Source organism: Frigoribacterium sp. R86507 (assembly GCF_044597695.1).
In the GTDB taxonomy this organism is placed as follows: Bacteria; Actinomycetota; Actinomycetes; order Actinomycetales; family Microbacteriaceae; genus Frigoribacterium.
In genome coordinates this window covers 2,821,043-2,840,928 of record NZ_CP139002.1, presented here as the reverse complement: position 1 = coordinate 2,840,928, position 19,886 = coordinate 2,821,043, and the positions used below count along the sequence as shown (strand labels likewise).

Sequence of the window (19,886 nt, the reverse complement as noted above, 5' to 3'; positions counted from 1 at the left end):
GGCGGTCCCGACCTAGACTCGTTCGCATGCCCGCGCAGCAGATCCACCTCGTCCGGCACGGTGAGGTGCACAATCCCGAGCACGTGCTCTACGGCCGCCTCGACGGGTTCGGCCTGAGCGATCTCGGCCACCGGATGGCGGCCGCCTCGGCCGACGCCTTCCACGAGCAGGGCGTTCCCGTCCGTGCCGTCTTCGCCTCACCGCTGCAGCGCACCCGCGAGAGCGCCGCGCCGTGGTCGGCGGCCTTCGGGCTCGAGACGCAGGTCGACGAGCGGCTGGTCGAGCCGAGCAACAAGTACGAGGGGCGCCGCAGCGACTTCAGCATCGCCAAGCAGCTCAAGGTGCCGGCCGAGTGGCCGTGGATCGTCAACCCCCTGAAGCCCAGCTGGGGCGAGGCCTACGTCAGCATCGCCGCCCGCATGCTCTCGGCGATCGACGAGGCCTGGTCGAGCGTCGACGAGGGCGACGTCGTGCTCGTCAGCCACCAGCTGCCCATCTGGATGGTCCACCGGAGCGTCACCGGCGCCCGCCTGTTCCACGATCCGCGCCGCCGCCGCTGCACGCTCTCGAGCATCACCACGCTCGAACGCCGCGAGGGGGGCTTCGTCGAGGTCGGCTACCAGGAACCCGCTGCACACTTGAACGAGTCCGCCGTCGACCTGGGAGCAGTGTGAGCCAGACCATCCGCCCGACCCGCGCCCGTCTCGTGGCCCGCGGCCTCGCCCTGGCCGGCGTGGTCGCCCTCGTCGCCACGGGGTGCTCGTCCACGGCCGACGACCTCGCGACGCAGTACGGCAACGGCACCACCGAGAACTACATCTCGGGCAACGGCACCGTGACCGAGATCGCGCCCGAGGACCGCACCGACCCGGTCGCGTTCACGGCCGAGACCGACGCCGGCGAGACCGTCTCGCGGTCCGACCACGAGGGCGAGGTCGTCGTCCTGAACTTCTGGTACGCCGCGTGCCCGCCCTGCCGCCTCGAGGCGCCCGAGCTCGAGAAGCTCAACCAGTCGTACGCCGACAAGGGCGTCGAGTTCCTCGGCGTCAACGTGCGCGACCAGGCCGACACCTCCCTGGCCTTCGCCCGCACCTTCGACGTCACCTACCCGTCGGTCGTCGACGCCAACGACGGGGCCGTCCAACTCGCCCTCGCGGGCACGATCGCGCCCAACGCCGTCCCGACCACGATCGTCCTCGACAAGCAGGGCCGCATCGCGGCGCGCATCCTGGGCGGTCTCGACGGGCCGAGCATACTCGACACCCTGATCTCCGACACCCTCGCCGAGACGTCCTAGGTGTACCAGGGCAATCCCTTCTTCGACGCGGTCGTGGGCGGTCAGCTCGCGGTCGGCCTGCCGGTCGCCCTGCTGGCGGGGCTCATCTCGTTCCTGTCGCCCTGCGTGCTGCCTCTCGTGCCGGGGTACCTCGGTTACGTCGGCGGTCTGACCACCGGGGCGACCGAGGCAGGTGCCAAGCGTCGCGACCGCCGCCGGCTCGTGCTCGGCGTCGTCCTGTTCATCCTCGGCTTCTCGTTCATCTTCGTCGGCACCTCGCTCGCCTTCGCCTCGGCAGGGTTCTGGCTGATCCAGTGGCGCGAGGTCGTGACGCGCGTCATGGGTGTCGTGGTGATCCTGCTCGGCCTCGTCTTCATCGGACAGTTCACGTTCCTGCAGCGCACCCTGAAGCCCGGGTTCCTCCCGAAGACGGGCCTCGCCGGGGCGCCGCTGCTCGGCATCGTCTTCGGCATCGGGTGGACGCCGTGCATCGGCCCGACCCTGGCCGCGGTGCAGGTGCTCGCCCTGGGTTCGGGCTCGGCCTGGCAGGGTGTCCTGCTCGGGGCCTTCTACTGCATCGGCCTCGGGGTGCCGTTCCTGCTCGTCGCGCTCGGCTTCGGCTGGGCCTCACGGTCCATCTCGTTCGTCAAGCGGCACATCCGCCTCGTCAACATCGTCGGAGGGTCACTGCTCGTGCTCATCGGTCTGCTCATGGTCACGGGCCTCTGGTCCAGCCTCATGTCGCACGTCGGGGCGGTGATCGCGACCTATGGCACGATCGTCTGACCGCGACGGGGGCGACGCGACCCGCGCCTCCTCGGCCGCCGCCGGCACCGACACCGGGGTCACCGACACCGAGCTGACCGACGCCGACGCGACCGACGTCGGCGGCGACCCGTTGCGCCCGAGCGACCACATCGACTCGGTCCGCCCGGGGCCTTCCGACGGTGCGGGCATCACGCAGCCCAAGCTCGGCCCCCTGGGCTACCTGCGCTTCTTCTGGCGGCAGCTGACCAGCATGAAGACCGCGCTCTTCCTGCTGATGCTGCTCGCCGTCGCGGCGATCCCCGGCTCGCTCGTGCCGCAGCGCACCTCCGACCCCAACGGCGTCGTCCAGTACCGCACCGACCACCCCGACCTGTTCCCCGTGCTCGACAAGCTCGGCGTCTTCGACACCTACTCGTCGCCCTGGTTCTCGGCCGTCTACCTGCTGCTCTTCATCTCGTTGATCGGCTGCATCATCCCGCGCACGCGGCACCACTTCGAGGCGCTGCGGGCCCGCCCGCCGAAGACCCCCGCGCGGCTGTCGCGCCTGGCCGGCTACCGGTCGATCACCCTCGAGACCGCAGGAGGCGCGGGTGACGATCCGATCACGGCCGCCCGTGCCGTCGACGCGGCACGTGCCCAGCTGAAGCGCTCCGGCTACCGCACACAGGTCTTCGGCGACTCGGTCAGCGCCGAGCGCGGTTACCTGCGCGAGACCGGCAACCTGGTCTTCCACTCGGCCCTCGTCGGGGTGCTGCTGACCGTCGGGGTCGGTGGCGGCTTCGGCTACTCGGGCCAGCGCGTCGTCGTCGAGGGGCAGACGTTCTCGAACGTCCTCGGCTCGTACGACTCGTTCAACCCGGGACGCTGGTTCGACGAGACACAGCTGTCGCCGTTCTCGATCGCGCTCGACGAGTTCTCGACCGAGTACGCGCCCGACACCGCGGGCGCCGCCGGCATGGCCACCGACTTCACCGCCGACGTCACCGCCCGGGCGCGGGGCGGCGACGCCGAGAAGACGCAGATCAAGGTCAACTCGCCCCTGTCGATCGGCGGCTCGAACGTCTACCTGCTGGGCAACGGCTACGCGGTCGACGTGACGGTGCGCGACGGCGAGGGCAACGTCGCCTTCCGCGACACGGTGCCGTTCCTGCCGCAGGACACGAACCTGACCTCGCTCGGCGTCATCAAGGTGCCCGACGCCCTGCCCGACCAGCTCGGCATGATCGGGTTCTTCTACCCCACCGCGGCGGACAACGGCACGGGGGCCCTGACGTCCACCGATCCGGACACCACGAACCCCGTGCTCAGCCTGAACGTCTACTCGGGTGACCTCGGGCTCGACGCGGGCGTGCCGACGTCGGTCTACACGCTCGACACCGACGGTCTGACCCCGTTGGCCGGCACCGACGACGACGCGCAAGAGAAGGCCGTCCAGCTGACCCCGGGCGAGACCGCGACGATCCCCGACGGTCTGGGCACGATCACCTTCGACGGCGTCAAACGATTCGCCTCGTTCGACATCCACCACGACCCGTCGCAGGTCTGGGTGCTGCTCTTCGCCGGGCTCTCGTTCGCCGGTCTGCTGACCGCGCTGTTCGTGCCGCGCCGCCGGGTCTGGGTCAAGGCGACCGAGACCGACGAGGGCGTCCGGCTCGAGTACGCCGGGCTCGCCCGCGGCGAGGACCCCACGCTCGGACGTGCCGTCGGCGACATCGCCAAGACGCACCTCGGCGGTCTGGGCGTCCCGGCCGACGTCGCCCGCGAGGTGGCCGACGACCCGTCCCGTCACGACGTCGAGAAACCCGGCCCCGACGCGGGTGGACGCGGACGTAAGATCTGATGGTGACCGCCGACCTCGCCTACTACTCGCTCGTCGCCGTGTACTCGGCGATGGCCATCTATACGATCTCGTTCGTGGCCTTCGCGCTCGACCTGGCGAAGCGGTCCGGTGACGCCCAGCAGGCGGCGGCCCGTGCCGCCAAGGCCGAAGCCCTCGCGACGGCGTCCGTCTCGCGCTCGGCAGCGGGTGGCAGCACGGTCGTCCTCGACCGACCGTCGGGCGGTGCGGGTGGTGGGGCCTCGGCCCCCACCGGTGCGTCTGCCAAGGCGTCGAGCTTCGAACGCGTCGCCATCGCGATGATGCTGCTCGGGTTCGTCGTGCACGTCGCCTCGGTCGTGCTGCGCGGCCTCGCCGCCGGTCGTGTGCCGTGGGCCAACATGTTCGAGTTCTCGCTGACCGGCACCGCGATCATCGTCGGCGTCTACCTGGCCGTCCAGCTGGTGGTCAACCTGCGGTTCCTCGGCGCGTACGTCATGGGCCTCAACCTGGTGCTGCTCGCCATCGGCACCGTCAACTACTACGTGGCGGTCTCGCCGCTGCCGCCGGCGCTCCAGTCGGCGTGGTTGGTGATCCACGTCTTCGTGGCCATCCTCGGCACGGCGTTCTTCGCCATCGCCGCCGGGCTCTCGGCTGCCCAGCTCGTGCAGACGAAACGTGAGCAGTCCAAGCTGGCCGGTCTGCGCTTCCTCGACACCCTCCCCGGTGCCGAGCGCCTCGAAGACCTGGCCTACCGCATCGCCCTCGTCGGCTTCGTCCTCTGGACCTTCACCCTCATCGCCGGCGCCATCTGGGCCGAGCGGGCCTGGGGTCGCTACTGGGGCTGGGACACCAAAGAGGTCTGGACCTTCATCATCTGGGTGCTCTACGCCGGGTACATCCACGCGCGGGCGACCCGCGGGTGGCGTGGGGCCCGCTCGTCGTGGTTGTCGATCATCGGCTTCGCCGCCGTCATGTTCAACTTCTCGGTCGTCAACGTCTTCTTCAAGGGTCTGCACGCCTACTCGGGTCTCTGATCGACCGGCGCTTCGGTGCCGCCCCGTGAACCGCGTGAACCGACGTCAGTCGGCGAGCACCTCGTACGAGGCGCGAAGCCGCTCCAGCCACATCTCCCGTCGGTCGTCGTCCACGGCGTGACGGCGGAGCAGATCGACGTCGACGTCGACACGGCGTACGTCGATCGCCCCGTCGACGGGCAGCAGGGGATCGCGCGTCACGTCGGCCCCGAGCAGAGCGGCCGTGCCGAGACCGCAGTCGTGGCGGAGGTCCGTCACGGCGGCGGCGAGGTGCGCGCCCATGCTGAGCCCGACCGACGTGTCGAGGGCGCTCGAGACGACGACGGGCAGCCCGGCAGCAGCGACGATCCGGAGTGCGGCGGTGACGCCTCCGAGGGGTTGGGCCTTGATCACGAGGAGGTCCGCGGCGCCGGCCCGGGCGACGGCCAGCGGGTCGTCGGCCTTCCGGACGCTCTCGTCGGCCGCGACGAGCACGCCCAGCCCCGAGACGCGGCGTCGCAGCTCGGCGAGCTCGGGCACCGTGGCGCACGGTTGTTCCGCGTACTCCAGGGTGTACGGTGCCAGGCCGACCAGCGCCTCCTCGGCCGACTCGACCGACCATCCGCCGTTGGCGTCGACGCGGACGCGGCCCTCGGGGCCGACCCACTCGCGGGCCGCGGCGACGCGGGCGATGTCGTCCGCGAGGGTCTGGCCGCGTTCGGCGACCTTGACCTTGACCGTCCGGCAACCGCGGTAGCGGGCGAGCACGTCGGGCACCCGGTCGGCGGCGACCGCAGGCAGGGTGGCGTTGACCGGCACCCGACGGGCACCCACGTCGGGGAGCCGGCCCCAGCCGAAGTGGATCGTGGCCGCGAGCCAGGCTGCCGACTCGGCCGGCCCGTACTCGAGGAAGGGGCTGAACTCGGTCCAGCCCGAGGGGCCCTCGACCACCAGGGCCTCGCGCTCGTCGAGCCCGCGGAAGCGCGTGCGGAGAGGGAGGCGGACGACGTGGGCGTCCTCGACCAGTTCGGCCAGGGGAGGCAGCGGGGGAGCGGTGGACGGCGCACGGTCGACGGTCGGCATCCGCTCAGTGTCGCACCGGCGACCCCGGTAAGGTCGTGCGTCATGGTCGACCGCGAACCCGTACCCGCCCGAGAACCGGAGTGGTCACCCGACGAGCGTGCCGCCCGGGGGAGTGACGGCAGCGGCCGCGACGCGTCGGAGCCCGACGACCTCCAGGTCTTCGACGGCCTCGGTCACGACGTGGTCGACCGGCCTCCGCGCAGCCGACGGCTGGGCGTCGTCACGTTCGTCCTGGCGATCGTGCTGCTCGCCCTCGACGGACTGGCCCTGGGCCTCCTCGCCGCGGACGCCGTGAGCCCGGCCGCCGTCCTCGCCCTCGTCACCCTGTTGGCCTCGATCGTCGTCGGGGTCGTCGGGCTGATGGCCGTCGTCATGCGTCGTGGTCGCTGGTGGGGGGTGGCCGCGGTGGTCCTCAGTTCGCTGTCGAACCCGTTCGTGCTCGTCTGGCTGATCGGGCGGTTCGTCTCGACGGTATGACCCCGGTCGGGGCGAGGTCGGGGCGAGGTCGGGCCCCGTCGGTAGGCTGGCGACATGGCTTCCGAGGTGTCCGACCTGTTCGATCCGACCGAGTGGCGCAGCGTCGAGGGCTTCGACTCCCTGACCGACGTCACCTACCACCACAGCGTCGACGGCCGTGTGGCCCGCGTGGCCTTCGACCGTCCCGAGGTGCGCAACGCGTTCCGGCCGCACACGGTCGACGAGCTCTACCGGGTGCTCGACGACGCCCGCATGAACAGCCGCCTCGGGGTCGTCCTGCTCACCGGCAACGGTCCCAGCGCGAAGGACGGCGGCTGGGCGTTCTGCAGCGGCGGAGACCAACGCATCCGTGGTCGTGACGGCTACAAGGCCGAGGGCGACCAGGCGAACGTGCCCGACCCGGCGTCGGCCGGACGGCTGCACATCCTCGAGGTGCAGCGGTTGATCCGGTTCATGCCCAAGGTCGTCATCGCCGTGGTGCCCGGATGGGCCGCCGGCGGTGGGCACTCCCTGCACGTGGTCTGCGACCTGACCGTCGCGAGCCGGGAACACGGCAAGTTCAAGCAGACCGATGCCGACGTGGGCTCGTTCGACGCGGGGTACGGAAGCGCCTACTTCGCCAAGCAGATCGGGCAGAAGTTCGCCCGCGAGGTGTTCTTCCTCGCGGAAGAGTACAGCGCCGATCGCGCCTACGAGATGGGGGCCGTGAACCGCGTCGTGCCGCACGCCGACCTCGAACGCGAGGCGCTCGCCATGGCCCGCACCATCCTGACGAAGTCCCCGACCGCCATCCGCATGCTCAAGTTCGCCTTCAACGCGACCGACGACGGCATCGTCGGCCAGCAGGTCTTCGCGGGCGAGGCGACCCGTCTCGCCTACGGCACCGACGAGGCCGTCGAGGGGCGCGACTCGTTCCTCGAGAAGCGCGCGCCCGACTGGTCGCCCTTCCCCTGGCAGTACTGATGTCCGCGTCCGCGAGTCCGACGGGGCCGGGCGACCGCTCGGGTCGCCCCCGACGGTCCGTCCGGAGGCGCGGCGCGTGACCCGCCCCCTGCTCGCCGTCGACGCGCGTGACCCCGGTGCCGTGCTCGACGCGCTCCGGGTCGCGCTCGAGGGTGGTCCCGCCGTCGCCCCCCGGACCGACGACCGCGTGCCCGTCGACCTGCCCGGTGTCGTGCCGCAGGCGGTGTCACTGGTCGTCGAGACCAGCGGCTCGAGCGGCCGCCCGAAGCGCGTGGCGCTGTCCTCCGACGCCGTGCTCGCCGGTGCCGCCGCGGCCGACGGAGGCTTGGCCGGGCCGGGGCAGTGGGTGCTCGCCCTGCCGGCGCACTACGTCGCGGGCCTGAACGTGCTGGTCCGCTCGCTCGCCGCCGGTACCGAGCCGGCCCTGCTCGCGCCGGGGCACTTCGACGTCGGCGCCTTCGTCGCCGCCGCCGAGCGTCTGGATCACCCCGTCCGGTACTCGTCCCTCGTCCCGGCCCAGCTCTCGACGGCGCTCGACGTCGCCGAGGCCGACCCCGCCGTCGCCGACGTGCTGCGCCGCTTCGACGCCCTGCTGGTCGGTGGGCAGGCGACCCCCGCCCCCCTCGTCGAGCGGGCCCGCCGCCTCGGCGTCACCGTCGTGCGCACCTACGGGTCGAGTGAGACCAGTGGCGGGTGCGTGTACGACGGCGTGCCCGTGGGCCGCACTCGCGTCGAGGTCGTCGACGGCCAGGTCGAGCTGAGCGGGCCGTCGCTGGCCGAGGGGTACCTCGACGATCCCGAGCGCACGGCCGCGGCCTTCGTCACGCGCGACGGCCTGCGGTGGTACCGCACGGGCGACGCGGGCACGGTGTCGTCCGACGGGGTGCTGACCGTCAGCGGTCGGCTCGACGACGTGATCGTCTCGGGCGGTGAGAAGGTGTCGCTCGGTGTCGTCGAGCGGGTCGTGCGCGAGCAGCCGGGGCTCGCCGACGCCGTGGTCGTCCGCGCGGCGCACGCCCGGTGGGGCGAGGTGCCCGTCGTGGTCACCGGCACCGCGCCTCCTGCACCGACGTCGGCCGACGACCTGGCCGCCGACGACCTGGCCGCCGACGACTCGGCGGCCGACGGCCTCGCGGCCCTGCGGTCCGCGGTGGCGGCCGTCGCCGGTCGTGCTGCGGCACCCGACCGCATCGTCCGGGTCGACACGGTGCCCCTGCTCGCCAGCGGCAAGCCGGACCGGGTGGCCCTGACCCGCCTGGTCGCCGACCTCGCGGCAAGCTGATAGCCGGCTGCGAACTAGACTCGACCCCGTGGCGAAGACGAAGACCTCGACCCCCAAGCGCAGCGGCCGCCCCGGTGGCCGACCCGGCGGGCGGCCCGGCAAGCAGCCGGTCCGTCGCGTGACGGCCGGCGACTGGATCGGCGGTGCGCGCCTGCGCACCCTGCCGCTGGGCATCGCCCCGGTCGCCCTCGGCACCGGCGTCGCCCGGGCGAACGGCGGCTGGGACCTCACCCTGGCGCTGCTCTGCCTCGCCGTCGCGGTGTTCCTCCAGGTCGGCGTCAACTACTCGAACGACTACTCGGACGGCATCCGCGGCACCGACGACTTCCGGGTGGGGCCCTCGCGCCTGACCGGTTCGGGCAGCGTCCGCCCGAAGACCGTGCTGAAGGTGGCGCTCGCGTTCTTCGCCCTCGCAGCCGTCGCCGGTGTCGTCGTCGTCATCATCACCCAGATCTGGTGGCTGCTCGCGGTCGGTGCCGCCGCGGTCGTCGCCGCCTGGTTCTACACGGGCGGCAAACGGCCCTACGGCTACAACGCCCTGGGCGAGCTCTTCGTCTTCGTGTTCTTCGGGCTCGTCGCGACCGTGGGCACGACGTTCGTGCAGCTGCGAGAGTTCCCGTTCGACGCCTGGGTGGCGGGCGTCGCCGCGGGACTGTTCGCCTGCGCGGTCCTGATGATCAACAACGTGCGCGACATCCCGCAAGACACCGCCGCCGGCAAGCGCACCCTCGCGGTCGTCGTCGGCGACCCGGTGGCGCGGGCGCTCTACGCGCTCTTCCTGCTGCTGCCGTTCTTCATCCTCGTGTACTTCGCGTTCCTGTACCTGCACGCGCCCTATGTCTACTTCACGCTCATCGTCGCGGTGCCCGCCGCGGTCATCGGCGTCACGGGCAAGACCCCTCGCGAGCTCATCCTCGCCCTGCAGCTGTCCTCGCTGACGGCCCTGGTCTGGGCTCTCGCCCTGTCGGCGGCGCTCTTCTTCTAGGGGGCTGCCCTTCTCGGGGGCTGTTCTCCCCGGGATCTGCCCCGGGCGTTCGGCCCGGGAGGGTCAGGCGTGGTCGTCGGTGCGGCGCGCGCGATCGGCGTCGGCGTCGTCGGCGATCGCCTCGTCCTCGGCGACCGAGTCGTCGTCGAGCTTCGCCGGGCGCGACCGGCGGTCGGCGAGGTCGAGGGCGACCTTGCGGCGCAGCGGGGCGAAGAACAGGTACGAGACGCAGAAGCCGACGACCGCCGCGATCAGCGTGGCCCAGAAGGGGTCGAACCTCAGCACCAGCAGCAGGCCCAGCACGACGGCGAACAGGCCGAGGCGGACGATCGAGTACTTGAGCCAGGGTTTCACGACGAGGAGTCTACGGTCCGCGAGGTGTGCGCCCGCCGCGCGGCGGACGGCCCGCCCTGACCCGACCCGTGGGGCCGAGGAGGCGCGGTGCAGCACCGCCGGGAGTCGTACGTCACAGCTCCGCAACGGCCGACCGACCATCAGGCGTTGCACCGGATCGAGAACTAGGCTCGGTCCATGGTCAGGCTCTTCATCGTGGGCATCGTCGCCGCGGCGGCATTCGTCATCTTCGCGCTCATCGATTGCCTGTTCGCCGACGCCTCGCGGTTCCGGGCGTTGAACAAGCCGCTCTGGGCCGTCATCATCGTCCTCCTCCCCGTCATCGGTGCCGTGCTGTGGTTCGTGCTCGGGCGGGCCCGGAAGAACGGTCGCCCCGCCGCCCCGCGCACGGTCGCACCCGACGACGACCCCGAGTTCTCGGGGACGTCCTGGCGTACGACGAGCGACCTCGACCGCGAGACGACCGACGAGCGCATCCGTCGACTCGAGCAAGAGCTGCTCGACCTCGACAACGACGACAAGACCGGCAAGCAGTAAGTGACCAGCCCGTCGACCGAGTACGCCCTGTCGCTGCTCGCGTCCCTCGCCGACGCCGGTGTCCGTGACGTCGTCCTCAGCCCCGGCTCCCGCAGCCAGGCCCTGGCCCTCGCCGCCGCCGAGTTCGAGACCGCCGGCCGGCTGTCGGTGCACGTCCGCATCGACGAGCGCTCGGGTGGGTTCCTCGCGCTGGGCCTCGCCGCCGAGACGGGCGTCCCGAGCGTGGTGATCACCACGTCGGGGACCGCCGTGGCGAACCTCCACCCCGCCGTGCTCGAGGCGCACCACTCGGGTGTGCCACTGATCGTGCTGACCGCCGACCGTCCCCTCGAGATGCGCGGGATCGGCTCGAACCAGACCACGGTGCAACCGGGCCTCTTCGCGAGCGCCGTCGGCTGGGTGCGCGACGTCGAGGCACCGCGCTCCGGTCCCGTCGACCACGCGGCCGTCCGCACCCTCGCCCGCGAGGCCGTCGCCGAGGCCCTCGGTGGCGACTCCCACGGTGCCCTCGGGCGTTCACGCGGTCCGGTCCAGTTGAACGTCGCGTTCCGCGAGCCCCTGTCGTCCGGCGAGCAGCCGCTGCCCGTCGCCCACCCTCAGCCCGTCGAGATCGCGCCCGCGGCGGCACCGGTCGCCCTCGAGGTGGACGTCGACCCCGCGACCCTGGTCGTCGCCGGGCACGCCGCCGGCCCCGAGGCCGAGGCCGTCGCCCGGGCGCTGGGCGCCCCCCTCGTGGCCGAGGTGTCGAGCGGGGCACGTTTCGGGCCGCACCTGGTCTCGTCGTACCGTGCCCTGCTCGACGACGCCGACTTCGGCGGCCGGGTCCGTCGTGTGGTGGTCTTCGGTCACCCGACCCTCAGCCGTCAGATCCCGTCGCTGCTCACCCGTGACGGGGTCGAGGTCGTCGTCGTCCGTGCGGCGGGGGCCGAGGCCTACGACCCGAGTCGCTCGGCCCGCGTGGTCGAGGCCGTCGAGGTGACCCGCGCCTCCTCGGGGTCCGGTTCGACCGACGACGCCGTCCATCGTGCGTGGGTGGGGCGCTGGGTGCACACCGGCCGTCGGCTGCTCGAGGCCGGGGCTGCCCGGCCGGACGCCCACGACACCGACGCCACCACGGTCGAGGGTGCGTCCGATCGGAGCGAAGCGGCCGAGCAGGCCGCGTTCCTGCGTCGCGAGGTCCAGCTGCTGCGTCGGCCGGTCACGCGTCGGGCCCTGGCCGAGGCCCTCTGGCGCGTCAGCTGGCCGCACGACCGCCTCGTGCTGGGGGCGTCGAGACTGATCCGTGAACTCGACCAGATCGTGCCGGGCAAGAAGATCCCCGTGCACGCCAACCGGGGGCTCGCGGGCATCGACGGCACGATCGCGACCGCCACGGGCATCGCACTCGCCAGCCAGCGCGACGACCCCGCAGCCGGCACCACCCGGGTGCTCGTCGGCGACCTGACGTTGCTGCACGACGTCGGCTCGATGCTCCTTGGTCTCGGCGAGACCGAACCGAGGTTGCAGGTGGTCGTCGGCAACGACGGTGGCGGGACCATCTTCGACGGGCTCGAGGTCGCGGCCACGGCGTCGCCCGAGGCGATGACCCGCGTCCAGTTCACCCCGCACGAGGTCGACCTCTCGGCCCTCGCCCTCGCCTACGGCTGGCAGTACGTCGAGGCGGCCACGCGGGCAGAACTCGATCAGGCTCTCGTGGCCCGGTACGACCGCCCGGTGCTGATCGAGGTGCCCCTCTCCCGCTGACCGTCCGCCCCACGGCGGAACGGACCGGCGCGCTCGGCCGTAGGGTCGAGGGCATGGCCAAGACGTGGACGACCCCGCCCTCCCAGTCCCTCCGAGCGAGAGAGGGCTTCGTGCTCGCCGACGTCGACACGTCGTCGACGCCCGGGTTCGCCGGTGACAAGGCGTACGCGCAGCAGGCGCTCGAGGCGGGCCGCGAGACCCTGGGCGAGCTACAGGAGAAGCTGTTCGCCCAGAGCCGGAGCGGGGGCAGCATCGGCAACGTGTTGCTCGTCCTGCAGGCGATGGACACCGCCGGCAAGGGCGGCATCGTCCGGCACGTCGTGGGAGCCGTCGATCCCCAGGGCGTCGCGCACCACGCGTTCAAGGCACCGACCCCCGACGAGCTCGCGCACGACTTCCTCTGGCGGGTGCGGCGCGAGCTGCCGGGCCCCGGCATGATCGGGGTCTTCGACCGGTCGCACTACGAGGACGTGCTGATCGGCAAGGTGCGTCGCCTGGCCCCGCCCGAAGACATCGAGCAGCGGTACGCCGACATCGTCGCCTTCGAGGACGAGCTCGTCGCGAACGGCACCACCCTGGTCAAGGTGATGCTGCACATCTCGTCCGACGAGCAGAAGGAGCGTCTGGCCGACCGACTCGACCGCCCGGACAAGCACTGGAAGTACAACCCCGGCGACCTCGAAGAGCGCCTCGTGTGGAACGACTACCAGGACGCCTACGAGACGGCGATCCGTCGCACCTCGACCGAGAGCGCCCCGTGGTTCGTCGTGCCGGCCGACCGGAAGTGGTACGCCCGGATCGCCGTTCAGAAGCTGCTGACCGACGCCCTCGCGTCGCGCGGGCTCGACTGGCCCGTCGCGCAGTTCGACGTCGAGCTCGAGAAGACCAAGCTCGCCACCTCGTAGCCGCGCCCCGGCGGCCGGACGACCCTAGGAGGCGCGGGTCCGCAACGCGTCGCCGGTCCCCTCGGGCAGCCGCAGCCCCTCGATCAGGCTGAGCAGGGCCAGCACGGCCAGGACGATCAACGCGGCCTGGTACCCGAACGCCGCGGGTGCCGGGCCGTCGGTCGATCCCGCGAGGTCGGCGACGCGGACGGCCAGCGCCGTCGCGGCGACGCCGAGCCCCACGGCGAGCTGGCTCGTGATGGACGCGATGGCGTTCGCCGGGCCGATCATCTCGGCCGGCACGTCGGCGAACTGCAGGGTGTTGTAGGCCGTGAAGCCGACGGAACGGAAGACGCCGCTGAGCAGCAGCACACCCGCCACGACGACGGGTGACGTCTCGGGACCGACGAGCGCGGCCGCGACGAAGGTCGCCGCGAGGGCCACCGTGGCGACGACGATGATCGGGACGACGCGGAACCTCTGCAACAGGGGTGTCGTGAACGGTTTCACGGCGAGGTTGCCGACGAACACCCACATGAGCATGAGACCCGCTTCGACGGGCGACCAGCCGAAGCCGTCCTGCAGCAGCAGCGGCACGACGAAGGGGATGCCGTTCACGACGGCCCGGTAGAGCGATCCGCTGAGGTTGGTCACGCGGAAAGACCCGATCCGGAAGGCCGCGAGGTCGAGCAACGGGTGCGCCGCCCGGCGGAACCACCGCACGGCGGCGAGACCGAGCGCGACCGCGGCGACGACCAGCAGTACGCCGGGCACGAGCGTCGTGGGTTCGCCGAGCAGTTCGAAGGCCAGGACCAGCGCCACGATCGAGCCGGCCACGAGGGCCAGACCCACCAGGTCGAGCGGTCGGCGGTCGCCGACCTCGGGGGAGGGGACGACCCGCCAGGCGACCACGAGCAGGGCGAGGCCGACGGGGACGTTGACCATGAACACCCATTGCCAGCCGAGGTGCTCGGTGAGCAGTCCGCCGAGCAGCGGCGCGACGACCGGTGCGACGAGTGCGGGCCAGGTGAGATAGGCGATGGCCCGGATCAGCTCGGACTTCTCGGTGCTGCGCAGGACGATCAGCCGGCCGATGGGCACCATCATGCTGCCCGCGAATCCCTGCACGACCCGGGACGCCGTGAGCGCGACCAGGTCGGTGCTCGCGGCACAGGCCACCGAGGCGAGGACGAACAGCACGACCGCCGCGAGGAACACCCGACGGGCGCCCCAGCGTTCGGCGAGCCAGGCTCCCAGCGGGATGAACGCCGCCACGGCGACGAGGTAGCCGGTCACGGCGAGCCCGAGTTGGGCGGGCTGGACCGCGAAGTCGTTCGCGATCGTCGCGGTGGCCGTCGACAGGATGGTGGCGTCGAGGTTCTCCATGAAGAACGCGGCCGCCACGACGAGGGCGACCGGACGTGACCACGTCGTCGCGGGCGCTGACCCGGGCGCGGTCATCGGCTGAAGGCGTCGACCACGGGGCGGAACTTCATGGCCGTCTCGGCCACCTCCCGCTCGGGCACCGACTCGGCGACGACGCCGGCCCCCGCGAACGCCCGCACCGATCCGTCCCGATCGACCTGGGCGCAGCGCAGGGCGATCGCCCACTCGCCGTCGCCGTCGGCACCGACCCAGCCGACCGGGCCGGCGTAGCGACCACGGTCGAACGGTTCGAGTTCTCGGATCAGGGCCAGCGCCTCCTGCGTCGGGGTGCCGGCGACGGCCGCCGTCGGGTGCAGCGAGGCGATCAGGTCGAGCGAGCTCGAGCCGTCGGTGAGGCGGCCGCGCACGTCGCTCGCGAGGTGCCAGAGATTGGGGAGGCGCAGGGTGAAGGGCTGCTCGCCGGTCACGACGTCGCGGGCGTGCGGCCCGAGCGAGAGCAGCAGGCTGCGGAGGGCGAAGGCGTGCTCGTCCAGGTCTTTCGGGGACGTCGCCAGGGCCAGGGCGGCCTCCTCGTCGCTCGTCGCGTCGATGCCGCGGGCCGCGCTGCCGGCGAGCACCCGGGCCGAGACCTCGCCGCGCTCGGACTTGACGAGGGTCTCGGGGCTGGCCCCGATCAATCCGTCGACGGCGAACGCGTAGCAGTCGGGGTAGGCGGTGAGCAGGGTGGCGGCGACGAGGCGCAGGTCGGCCTCGGGCGGCAACGTGCCCACGAGGTCTCGGGCGAGCACGACCTTGCTGACGCGGCCGTCGCCGATGGCGTCGACGGCCCGGGCCACGGCCTCCGCGTAGCCGTCGGCACCGAGGGTGCCGTCGACCAGCGAAAGACGGACGGAGGCGCCGACCGGCTTCCCCGCGGGCAGCTCGGCCCCGTCCACCCGCGTGATCCACGCGACCCCGTCGCGCCGTCCGATGACGATGCTCGGGACGATCAGCACGCTCGTCTCGGCGGACTCGTCGTCGAACGCGAACGAGCCGAACGCGACCAACCCGGTGCCGGGCACGCCGACCTCGTCGTGCACCGTGGCGGCGGCCGCCACGGCACGCCAGGCGTCGGCGGCCTCGGTCATGCGACCGGGCCCGGAGAACTCGAGACGAAGGGCCTCACCGACGCCCGCCATGCCCGCCCCGCCGCGGACGAAGACCAGCGGACGCGCCCGGTCGACGACGTCGAGCAACGGGCTGACGTGGTCGATGCGCGTGGTGCGGACGGCGAGTGACGGAACGCGGGACGCGGGGGACTTCACTCGTCGACCCTACTCGGGACACCCCCAGTGCTTGACGGTAGGATCCACCATCGTGACCAAGGCCGACATGAACAAGCAACCCGACGAGGTCGCCTCGATGTTCGACGGCGTCGCGCGCCACTACGACCGCACGAACGACGTGCTCTCGGCGGGCAACGCCGTCCTGTGGCGCATCGCCACCGTCAAGGCGATCGGCGCCGGTCCGGCCGACAAGGTCCTCGACATCGCGGCGGGTACGGGCACCAGTTCGGCGGCCATCGCCCAGCGGGGTGCCGAGGTCGTCGCGCTCGACTTCTCCAAGGGCATGGTCGAGGTCGGCCGCGAACGCCACCCCGAGCTCGAGTTCGTCGAGGGCAACGCCGAGTCGCTGCCCTTCGACGACGACACCTTCGACGCCGTCACCATCTCGTTCGGGCTGCGCAACGTCAATCGGCCCAAGGTCGCGCTCGCCGAGATGAACCGCGTGCTCAAGCCCGGCGGCCGCCTCGTCGTCTGCGAGTTCTCCACCCCGCCGTTCGGTCTGCTGCGTGCCGCGTACCGTGCTTACCTCAAGTACGGCATGCCCCTCGTCGCCAAGCTCACCAGCAGCAACGGTCCGGCCTACTCGTACCTCGCCGAGTCCATCGAGCAGTGGCCCGAGCAGCAGGTCCTCAGCCAGTGGATCCGCGGTGCCGGGTTCACCCGCGTCGCCCACCGCGACCTCAGCTTCGGCATCGTCGCCCTGCACCGCGGTCGCAAGCCGGCCTCGGGTGCCTCTCGCGCCTCCTCGCGGTCGAAGCGGACCACGTCGTGAACGCCGGCGCACATCCGGCGCAGCGCAATTCGCTGGGTCGCTCGCTCGGCCTCGGCGAGAAGTTGTTCGCCACGCCGACCGAGCGGCGTTTCGTGGCCGCCGTCGACGACGGGCTCGAACTCGTCGAAGAGGGGTTGCTGCGCGAGATCGCCTTCGCCGACGACATCGCCGACGCCACCACGCGGTACCTGCTCGCCGCGGGCGGCAAGCGCGTCCGACCCACGCTGACGCTGCTCATCGCCCAGCTGGGTGACGGCGCGACGCCCGGCATCGTCGCCTCCGCGCAGGCCACCGAGATCACCCACCTCGCCTCGCTCTACCACGACGACGTCATGGACGAGGCGCAGATGCGTCGTGGCGTTCCCAGCGCCCAGACCGTGTGGGGCAACAACGTCGCGATCCTCGCCGGCGACCTGCTGTTCGCCCGCGCCAGCACGATCGTCTCGGGGCTCGGCCAAGAGGCCATCCTGCTGCAGGCCGAGACCTTCGAACGGCTCTGCCTCGGGCAGCTGCACGAGACGGTCGGCCCGCGAGAGGGCGACGACCCGATCGCCCACTACATCGACGTGCTCGCCGACAAGACGGGGTCGCTCATCTCGACCGCCGCTCGCGCCGGGGTCATGTTCAGCGGGGCATCGCGCGAATACCTCGCGCCCGTCGCCGAGTTCGGCGAGAAGATCGGCATCGCCTTCCAGCTGATCGACGACGTCATCGACCTGTCCGACCAGCCCGCCGAGACCGGCAAGAAGGCCGGCACCGACCTGCGGGCGGGTGTCGTCACCCTTCCGGTGCTGTACCTGCGTCAGCTGGCGCAGACCGACCTCGAGGCGTCGTCCCTGTTGTCCGAGATCGACCGCATCGTCGACGCCACGCGCGCGGCGGCGCAGCGGTCCGGTGTCGAGCCGACCGCCGAGGGCGGCTCGTCGGCACCGCTCGCCGACGCGACGGCCCACCTCGACGACGAGTTCGCCGACCTGGTCCGGCGGGTCCGCGAGCACGAGGTCACCGAGCGCACCCGGGTCGAGGCCCACCGCTGGGCCCGCGAAGCCCTCGAGGCCCTGGCGCCGCTGCCCGACGGGCCCGTCAAGAAGGCGCTCACCCGCTTCGCCGACCGCGTGGTCGAGCGGTCCGCCTGACCGGCGCCGCGCCTCCTCGTCCGTCTCGTCCTCGAGCACCAACGTCCAACCGGCCGGCCCCGCCGAGCCACCCCAGATCTAGGGAGAACCCGTGACCACCTTGCGACTGGCCATCGTCGGCGCCGGACCGGCCGGCATCTACGCCGCCGACATCCTCGCGAAGGCCGAGAAGGCCTTCGACGTCTCGATCGACCTCTTCGAGCAACTGCCGGCCCCCTACGGTCTCGTGCGTTACGGCGTGGCCCCGGACCACCCCCGCATCAAGGGCATCGTCAACGCGCTGCGCGACGTGCTCGATAGCGGTGACATCCGCGTCTTCGGCAACGTCCGCTACGGCGTCGACATCGGGCTCGACGACCTGCGCAAGCACTACAACGCCGTCATCTTCTCGACCGGTGCCATCAAGGACGCCGACCTCGACATCCCCGGCATCGACCTCGAGGGCAGCTACGGCGCCGCCGACTTCGTCAGCTGGTTCGACGGTCACCCCGACTTCCCCCGCACCTGGCCGCTCGACGCGACGTCGGTCGCCGTCGTCGGGGTCGGCAACGTCGCCCTCGACGTCTCGCGCATCCTGGCGAAGAACGCCGACGACCTGCTGCCCACCGAGATCCCCGACAACGTCTACGCGGGCCTCAAGCAGTCGTCGATCACCGACGTGCACGTCTTCGGCCGCCGCGGTCCGGCACAGGTCAAGTTCACGCCGCTCGAGCTGCGCGAGCTCGGCGAGGTGCGCGACGTCGACATGATCGTCTACGACGAGGACTTCGACCACGACGAGGCGTCGAAGACGGCCATCGCGACCAACAAGCAGGTCTTCGTCATCGACAAGGTCCTGAACCAGTGGCGGCAGCGCGAGGTGGGCACGGCGTCGCGTCGCCTCCACCTGCACTTCTACGCCAAGCCCGTCGAGGTCGTCGGCGACGCCGACGGTCGTGTCGCGGCCTTCCGGTACGAGCGCACTCGGCCCGACGGTCAGGGCGGCGTCGAGGGCACAGGTGAGCTCCGCGACGTGCCGATCCAGGCCATCTACCGCGCGGTCGGCTACTTCGGCTCGCCCCTCGACGGCATCCCGTTCGACGAGCGCCGCGGCGTGATCCCGAACCACGAGGGCCAGGTGATGGACGACGACAACCAGATCGTCCCCGGCGTCTACGCCACCGGGTGGATCAAGCGCGGCCCCGTCGGCCTCATCGGGCACACGAAGTCCGACGCGATGGAGACCGTCAAGCACCTGATCAACGACCAGGCCAGCTGGTGGCAACCGGTCGACCCGTCCGACGAGGCCATCCCGGCCCTGCTCGAGCAGCGCGGCGTCGAGTACACCGACCTCGAGGGCTGGCACCGTCTCGACGAGCACGAGATCGCCCTCGGCGGGTCCCACGAGCACGAGCGTGCCCGGGTCAAGGTCGTCGAGCGTGACGAGATGGTGCGCGTCTCGCGCGCCGTCGAAGCGGAGTCGACGCCGGCCTGACCTCCCCGGTCGCCCGCACCGCGCCTCCTCGGCTCCCCTCGACGGGGGAACCGAGGAGGCGCGCGGTCGTCACCGACCTCGGTGGTCGTCGGTAAGGTGGTCCCCATGGCAGACAGTTCCTTCGACGTGGTCAGCAAGGTCGACAAGATGGAGGCCGACAACGCCCTCCACCAGGCCCAGAAAGAGATCGAGCAGCGTTACGACTTCAAGGGCGTCGGCGCCTCGGTCGACTGGAGCGGCGAGAAGCTGCTGCTGAAGGCCGCCACCGAAGAACGCGTCAAGGCCGTGCTCGACGTGCTCGAGTCGAAGTTCATCAAGCGCAGCATCAGCCTCAAGCACCTCGACGTCGGTGAGCCCTTCGCCAGCGGCAAGGAGTACCGCATCGAGGCGTCCCTGAAGCAGGGCATCGAGCAGGACGCGGCGAAGAAGATCGGCAAGATCATCCGGGACGAGGCACCCAAGAGCGTGAAGAGCCAGATCCAGGGCGACGAACTGCGTGTGCAGTCCAAGAGTCGTGACGACCTCCAGGCCACCATGGCGCTGTTGAAGAAGGCCGACCTCGACGTCGACCTGCAGTTCGTCAACTTCCGCTAGTCGCCCGCGGCTCAC

General features: G+C 71.6%; 20 protein-coding genes. 16 read left to right on the top strand and 4 right to left on the bottom strand.

The genetic code is table 11. The annotated features are described in order from the left end of the window. Window positions 1–26 precede the first annotated feature (26 nt). The 5 genes from SJY14_RS13385 to ccsB are packed head-to-tail and all read left to right on the top strand — an operon-like array spanning window position 27 to window position 4,897. On the top strand, window positions 27–674 hold the full coding sequence (locus tag SJY14_RS13385) for a histidine phosphatase family protein (protein ID WP_071255185.1): 648 nt from the start codon (window positions 27–29) through the stop codon (window positions 672–674). Beyond that, entirely contained in the window at window positions 671–1,297 is a 627-nt protein-coding gene (locus tag SJY14_RS13380; RefSeq protein WP_055971224.1) for a TlpA disulfide reductase family protein, read from the top strand. The genes SJY14_RS13385 and SJY14_RS13380 overlap by 4 nt, the downstream gene beginning before the upstream one ends. Then, window positions 1,298–2,062 (top strand): cytochrome c biogenesis CcdA family protein, encoded by a 765-nt coding sequence (locus SJY14_RS13375; protein ID WP_396599120.1) that lies wholly within the window; start codon window positions 1,298–1,300, stop codon window positions 2,060–2,062. Further along, on the top strand, window positions 2,046–3,884 hold the full coding sequence (locus SJY14_RS13370) for a cytochrome c biogenesis protein ResB (protein WP_396599119.1): 1,839 nt from the start codon (window positions 2,046–2,048) through the stop codon (window positions 3,882–3,884). Before SJY14_RS13375 ends, SJY14_RS13370 begins: the two co-directional genes overlap by 17 nt. After that, entirely contained in the window at window positions 3,884–4,897 is a 1,014-nt protein-coding gene (ccsB, locus tag SJY14_RS13365) for a c-type cytochrome biogenesis protein CcsB (protein WP_396599118.1), read from the top strand. The genes SJY14_RS13370 and ccsB overlap by 1 nt, the downstream gene beginning before the upstream one ends. Window positions 4,898–4,942: 45 nt before the next feature. Here ccsB and SJY14_RS13360 read toward each other — a convergent pair whose 3' ends face one another. Further along, window positions 4,943–5,959 carry an o-succinylbenzoate synthase gene (locus SJY14_RS13360; RefSeq protein WP_396599117.1) on the bottom strand — a complete coding sequence of 339 codons (1,017 nt, stop codon included), beginning with the start codon at window positions 5,957–5,959 and terminating at the stop codon, window positions 4,943–4,945. Between the two features lie 42 nt (window positions 5,960–6,001). On the opposite strand from SJY14_RS13360, the gene SJY14_RS13355 reads away from it, so the two are divergent. The 4 genes from SJY14_RS13355 to SJY14_RS13340 all read left to right on the top strand — a co-directional run bounded on the left by SJY14_RS13355 (window position 6,002) and on the right by SJY14_RS13340 (window position 9,666). After that, window positions 6,002–6,436, top strand: coding sequence for a hypothetical protein (locus tag SJY14_RS13355; protein WP_396599116.1), 435 nt, complete (start codon window positions 6,002–6,004; stop codon window positions 6,434–6,436). A 54-nt stretch (window positions 6,437–6,490) separates the two neighbouring features. Continuing rightward, entirely contained in the window at window positions 6,491–7,399 is a 909-nt protein-coding gene (locus tag SJY14_RS13350) for a 1,4-dihydroxy-2-naphthoyl-CoA synthase (protein ID WP_071255193.1), read from the top strand. Window positions 7,400–7,475: 76 nt separating this feature from the next. Further along, on the top strand, window positions 7,476–8,681 hold the full coding sequence (locus SJY14_RS13345; protein WP_396599115.1) for an AMP-binding protein: 1,206 nt from the start codon (window positions 7,476–7,478) through the stop codon (window positions 8,679–8,681). A 28-nt stretch (window positions 8,682–8,709) separates the two neighbouring features. Further along, window positions 8,710–9,666, top strand: coding sequence for a 1,4-dihydroxy-2-naphthoate polyprenyltransferase (locus SJY14_RS13340; protein WP_083396196.1), 957 nt, complete (start codon window positions 8,710–8,712; stop codon window positions 9,664–9,666). Window positions 9,667–9,729: 63 nt separating this feature from the next. On the opposite strand, the gene SJY14_RS13335 is transcribed toward SJY14_RS13340, so the two are convergent. After that, window positions 9,730–10,020, bottom strand: a complete 291-nt coding sequence (locus SJY14_RS13335; RefSeq protein WP_071255197.1) for a DUF4229 domain-containing protein — start codon at window positions 10,018–10,020, stop codon at window positions 9,730–9,732. Between the two features lie 177 nt (window positions 10,021–10,197). Here SJY14_RS13335 and SJY14_RS13330 point away from each other — a divergent pair, with 177 nt between their 5' ends. The 3 genes from SJY14_RS13330 to SJY14_RS13320 are packed head-to-tail and all read left to right on the top strand — an operon-like array spanning window position 10,198 to window position 13,205. Further along, window positions 10,198–10,557: a PLD nuclease N-terminal domain-containing protein gene (locus SJY14_RS13330; protein ID WP_071255198.1), complete on the top strand. Its 360-nt coding sequence runs from the start codon at window positions 10,198–10,200 to the stop codon at window positions 10,555–10,557. Further along, window positions 10,558–12,300 carry a 2-succinyl-5-enolpyruvyl-6-hydroxy-3-cyclohexene-1-carboxylic-acid synthase gene (gene menD / locus SJY14_RS13325; protein WP_396599114.1) on the top strand — a complete coding sequence of 581 codons (1,743 nt, stop codon included), beginning with the start codon at window positions 10,558–10,560 and terminating at the stop codon, window positions 12,298–12,300. A 53-nt stretch (window positions 12,301–12,353) separates the two neighbouring features. After that, complete coding sequence (locus tag SJY14_RS13320; protein WP_396599113.1) at window positions 12,354–13,205, top strand: PPK2 family polyphosphate kinase; 852 nt, start codon at window positions 12,354–12,356, stop codon at window positions 13,203–13,205. A 24-nt stretch (window positions 13,206–13,229) separates the two neighbouring features. On the opposite strand, the gene SJY14_RS13315 is transcribed toward SJY14_RS13320, so the two are convergent. Both SJY14_RS13315 and SJY14_RS13310 read right to left on the bottom strand, forming a co-directional pair. Next, window positions 13,230–14,645 (bottom strand): MFS transporter, encoded by a 1,416-nt coding sequence (locus SJY14_RS13315; RefSeq protein WP_396599112.1) that lies wholly within the window; start codon window positions 14,643–14,645, stop codon window positions 13,230–13,232. Next, a complete protein-coding gene (locus SJY14_RS13310) occupies window positions 14,642–15,874 on the bottom strand; it encodes an isochorismate synthase MenF (RefSeq protein ID WP_396599111.1) in 1,233 nt (410 codons plus the stop codon). Before SJY14_RS13310 ends, SJY14_RS13315 begins: the two co-directional genes overlap by 4 nt. A 52-nt stretch (window positions 15,875–15,926) precedes the next feature. Here SJY14_RS13310 and ubiE point away from each other — a divergent pair, with 52 nt between their 5' ends. The 4 genes from ubiE (at window position 15,927) to SJY14_RS13290 (ending at window position 19,871) form a co-directional block, all read left to right on the top strand. After that, window positions 15,927–16,667, top strand: coding sequence for a bifunctional demethylmenaquinone methyltransferase/2-methoxy-6-polyprenyl-1,4-benzoquinol methylase UbiE (gene ubiE, locus SJY14_RS13305; protein ID WP_255364177.1), 741 nt, complete (start codon window positions 15,927–15,929; stop codon window positions 16,665–16,667). After that, on the top strand, window positions 16,664–17,803 hold the full coding sequence (locus SJY14_RS13300; protein ID WP_071255205.1) for a polyprenyl synthetase family protein: 1,140 nt from the start codon (window positions 16,664–16,666) through the stop codon (window positions 17,801–17,803). Before ubiE ends, SJY14_RS13300 begins: the two co-directional genes overlap by 4 nt. A 91-nt stretch (window positions 17,804–17,894) precedes the next feature. Next, entirely contained in the window at window positions 17,895–19,277 is a 1,383-nt protein-coding gene (locus tag SJY14_RS13295; RefSeq protein ID WP_396599110.1) for a pyridine nucleotide-disulfide oxidoreductase, read from the top strand. A 105-nt stretch (window positions 19,278–19,382) separates the two neighbouring features. Beyond that, window positions 19,383–19,871, top strand: coding sequence for a YajQ family cyclic di-GMP-binding protein (locus tag SJY14_RS13290; protein ID WP_043592964.1), 489 nt, complete (start codon window positions 19,383–19,385; stop codon window positions 19,869–19,871). Window positions 19,872–19,886 lie beyond the last annotated feature (15 nt).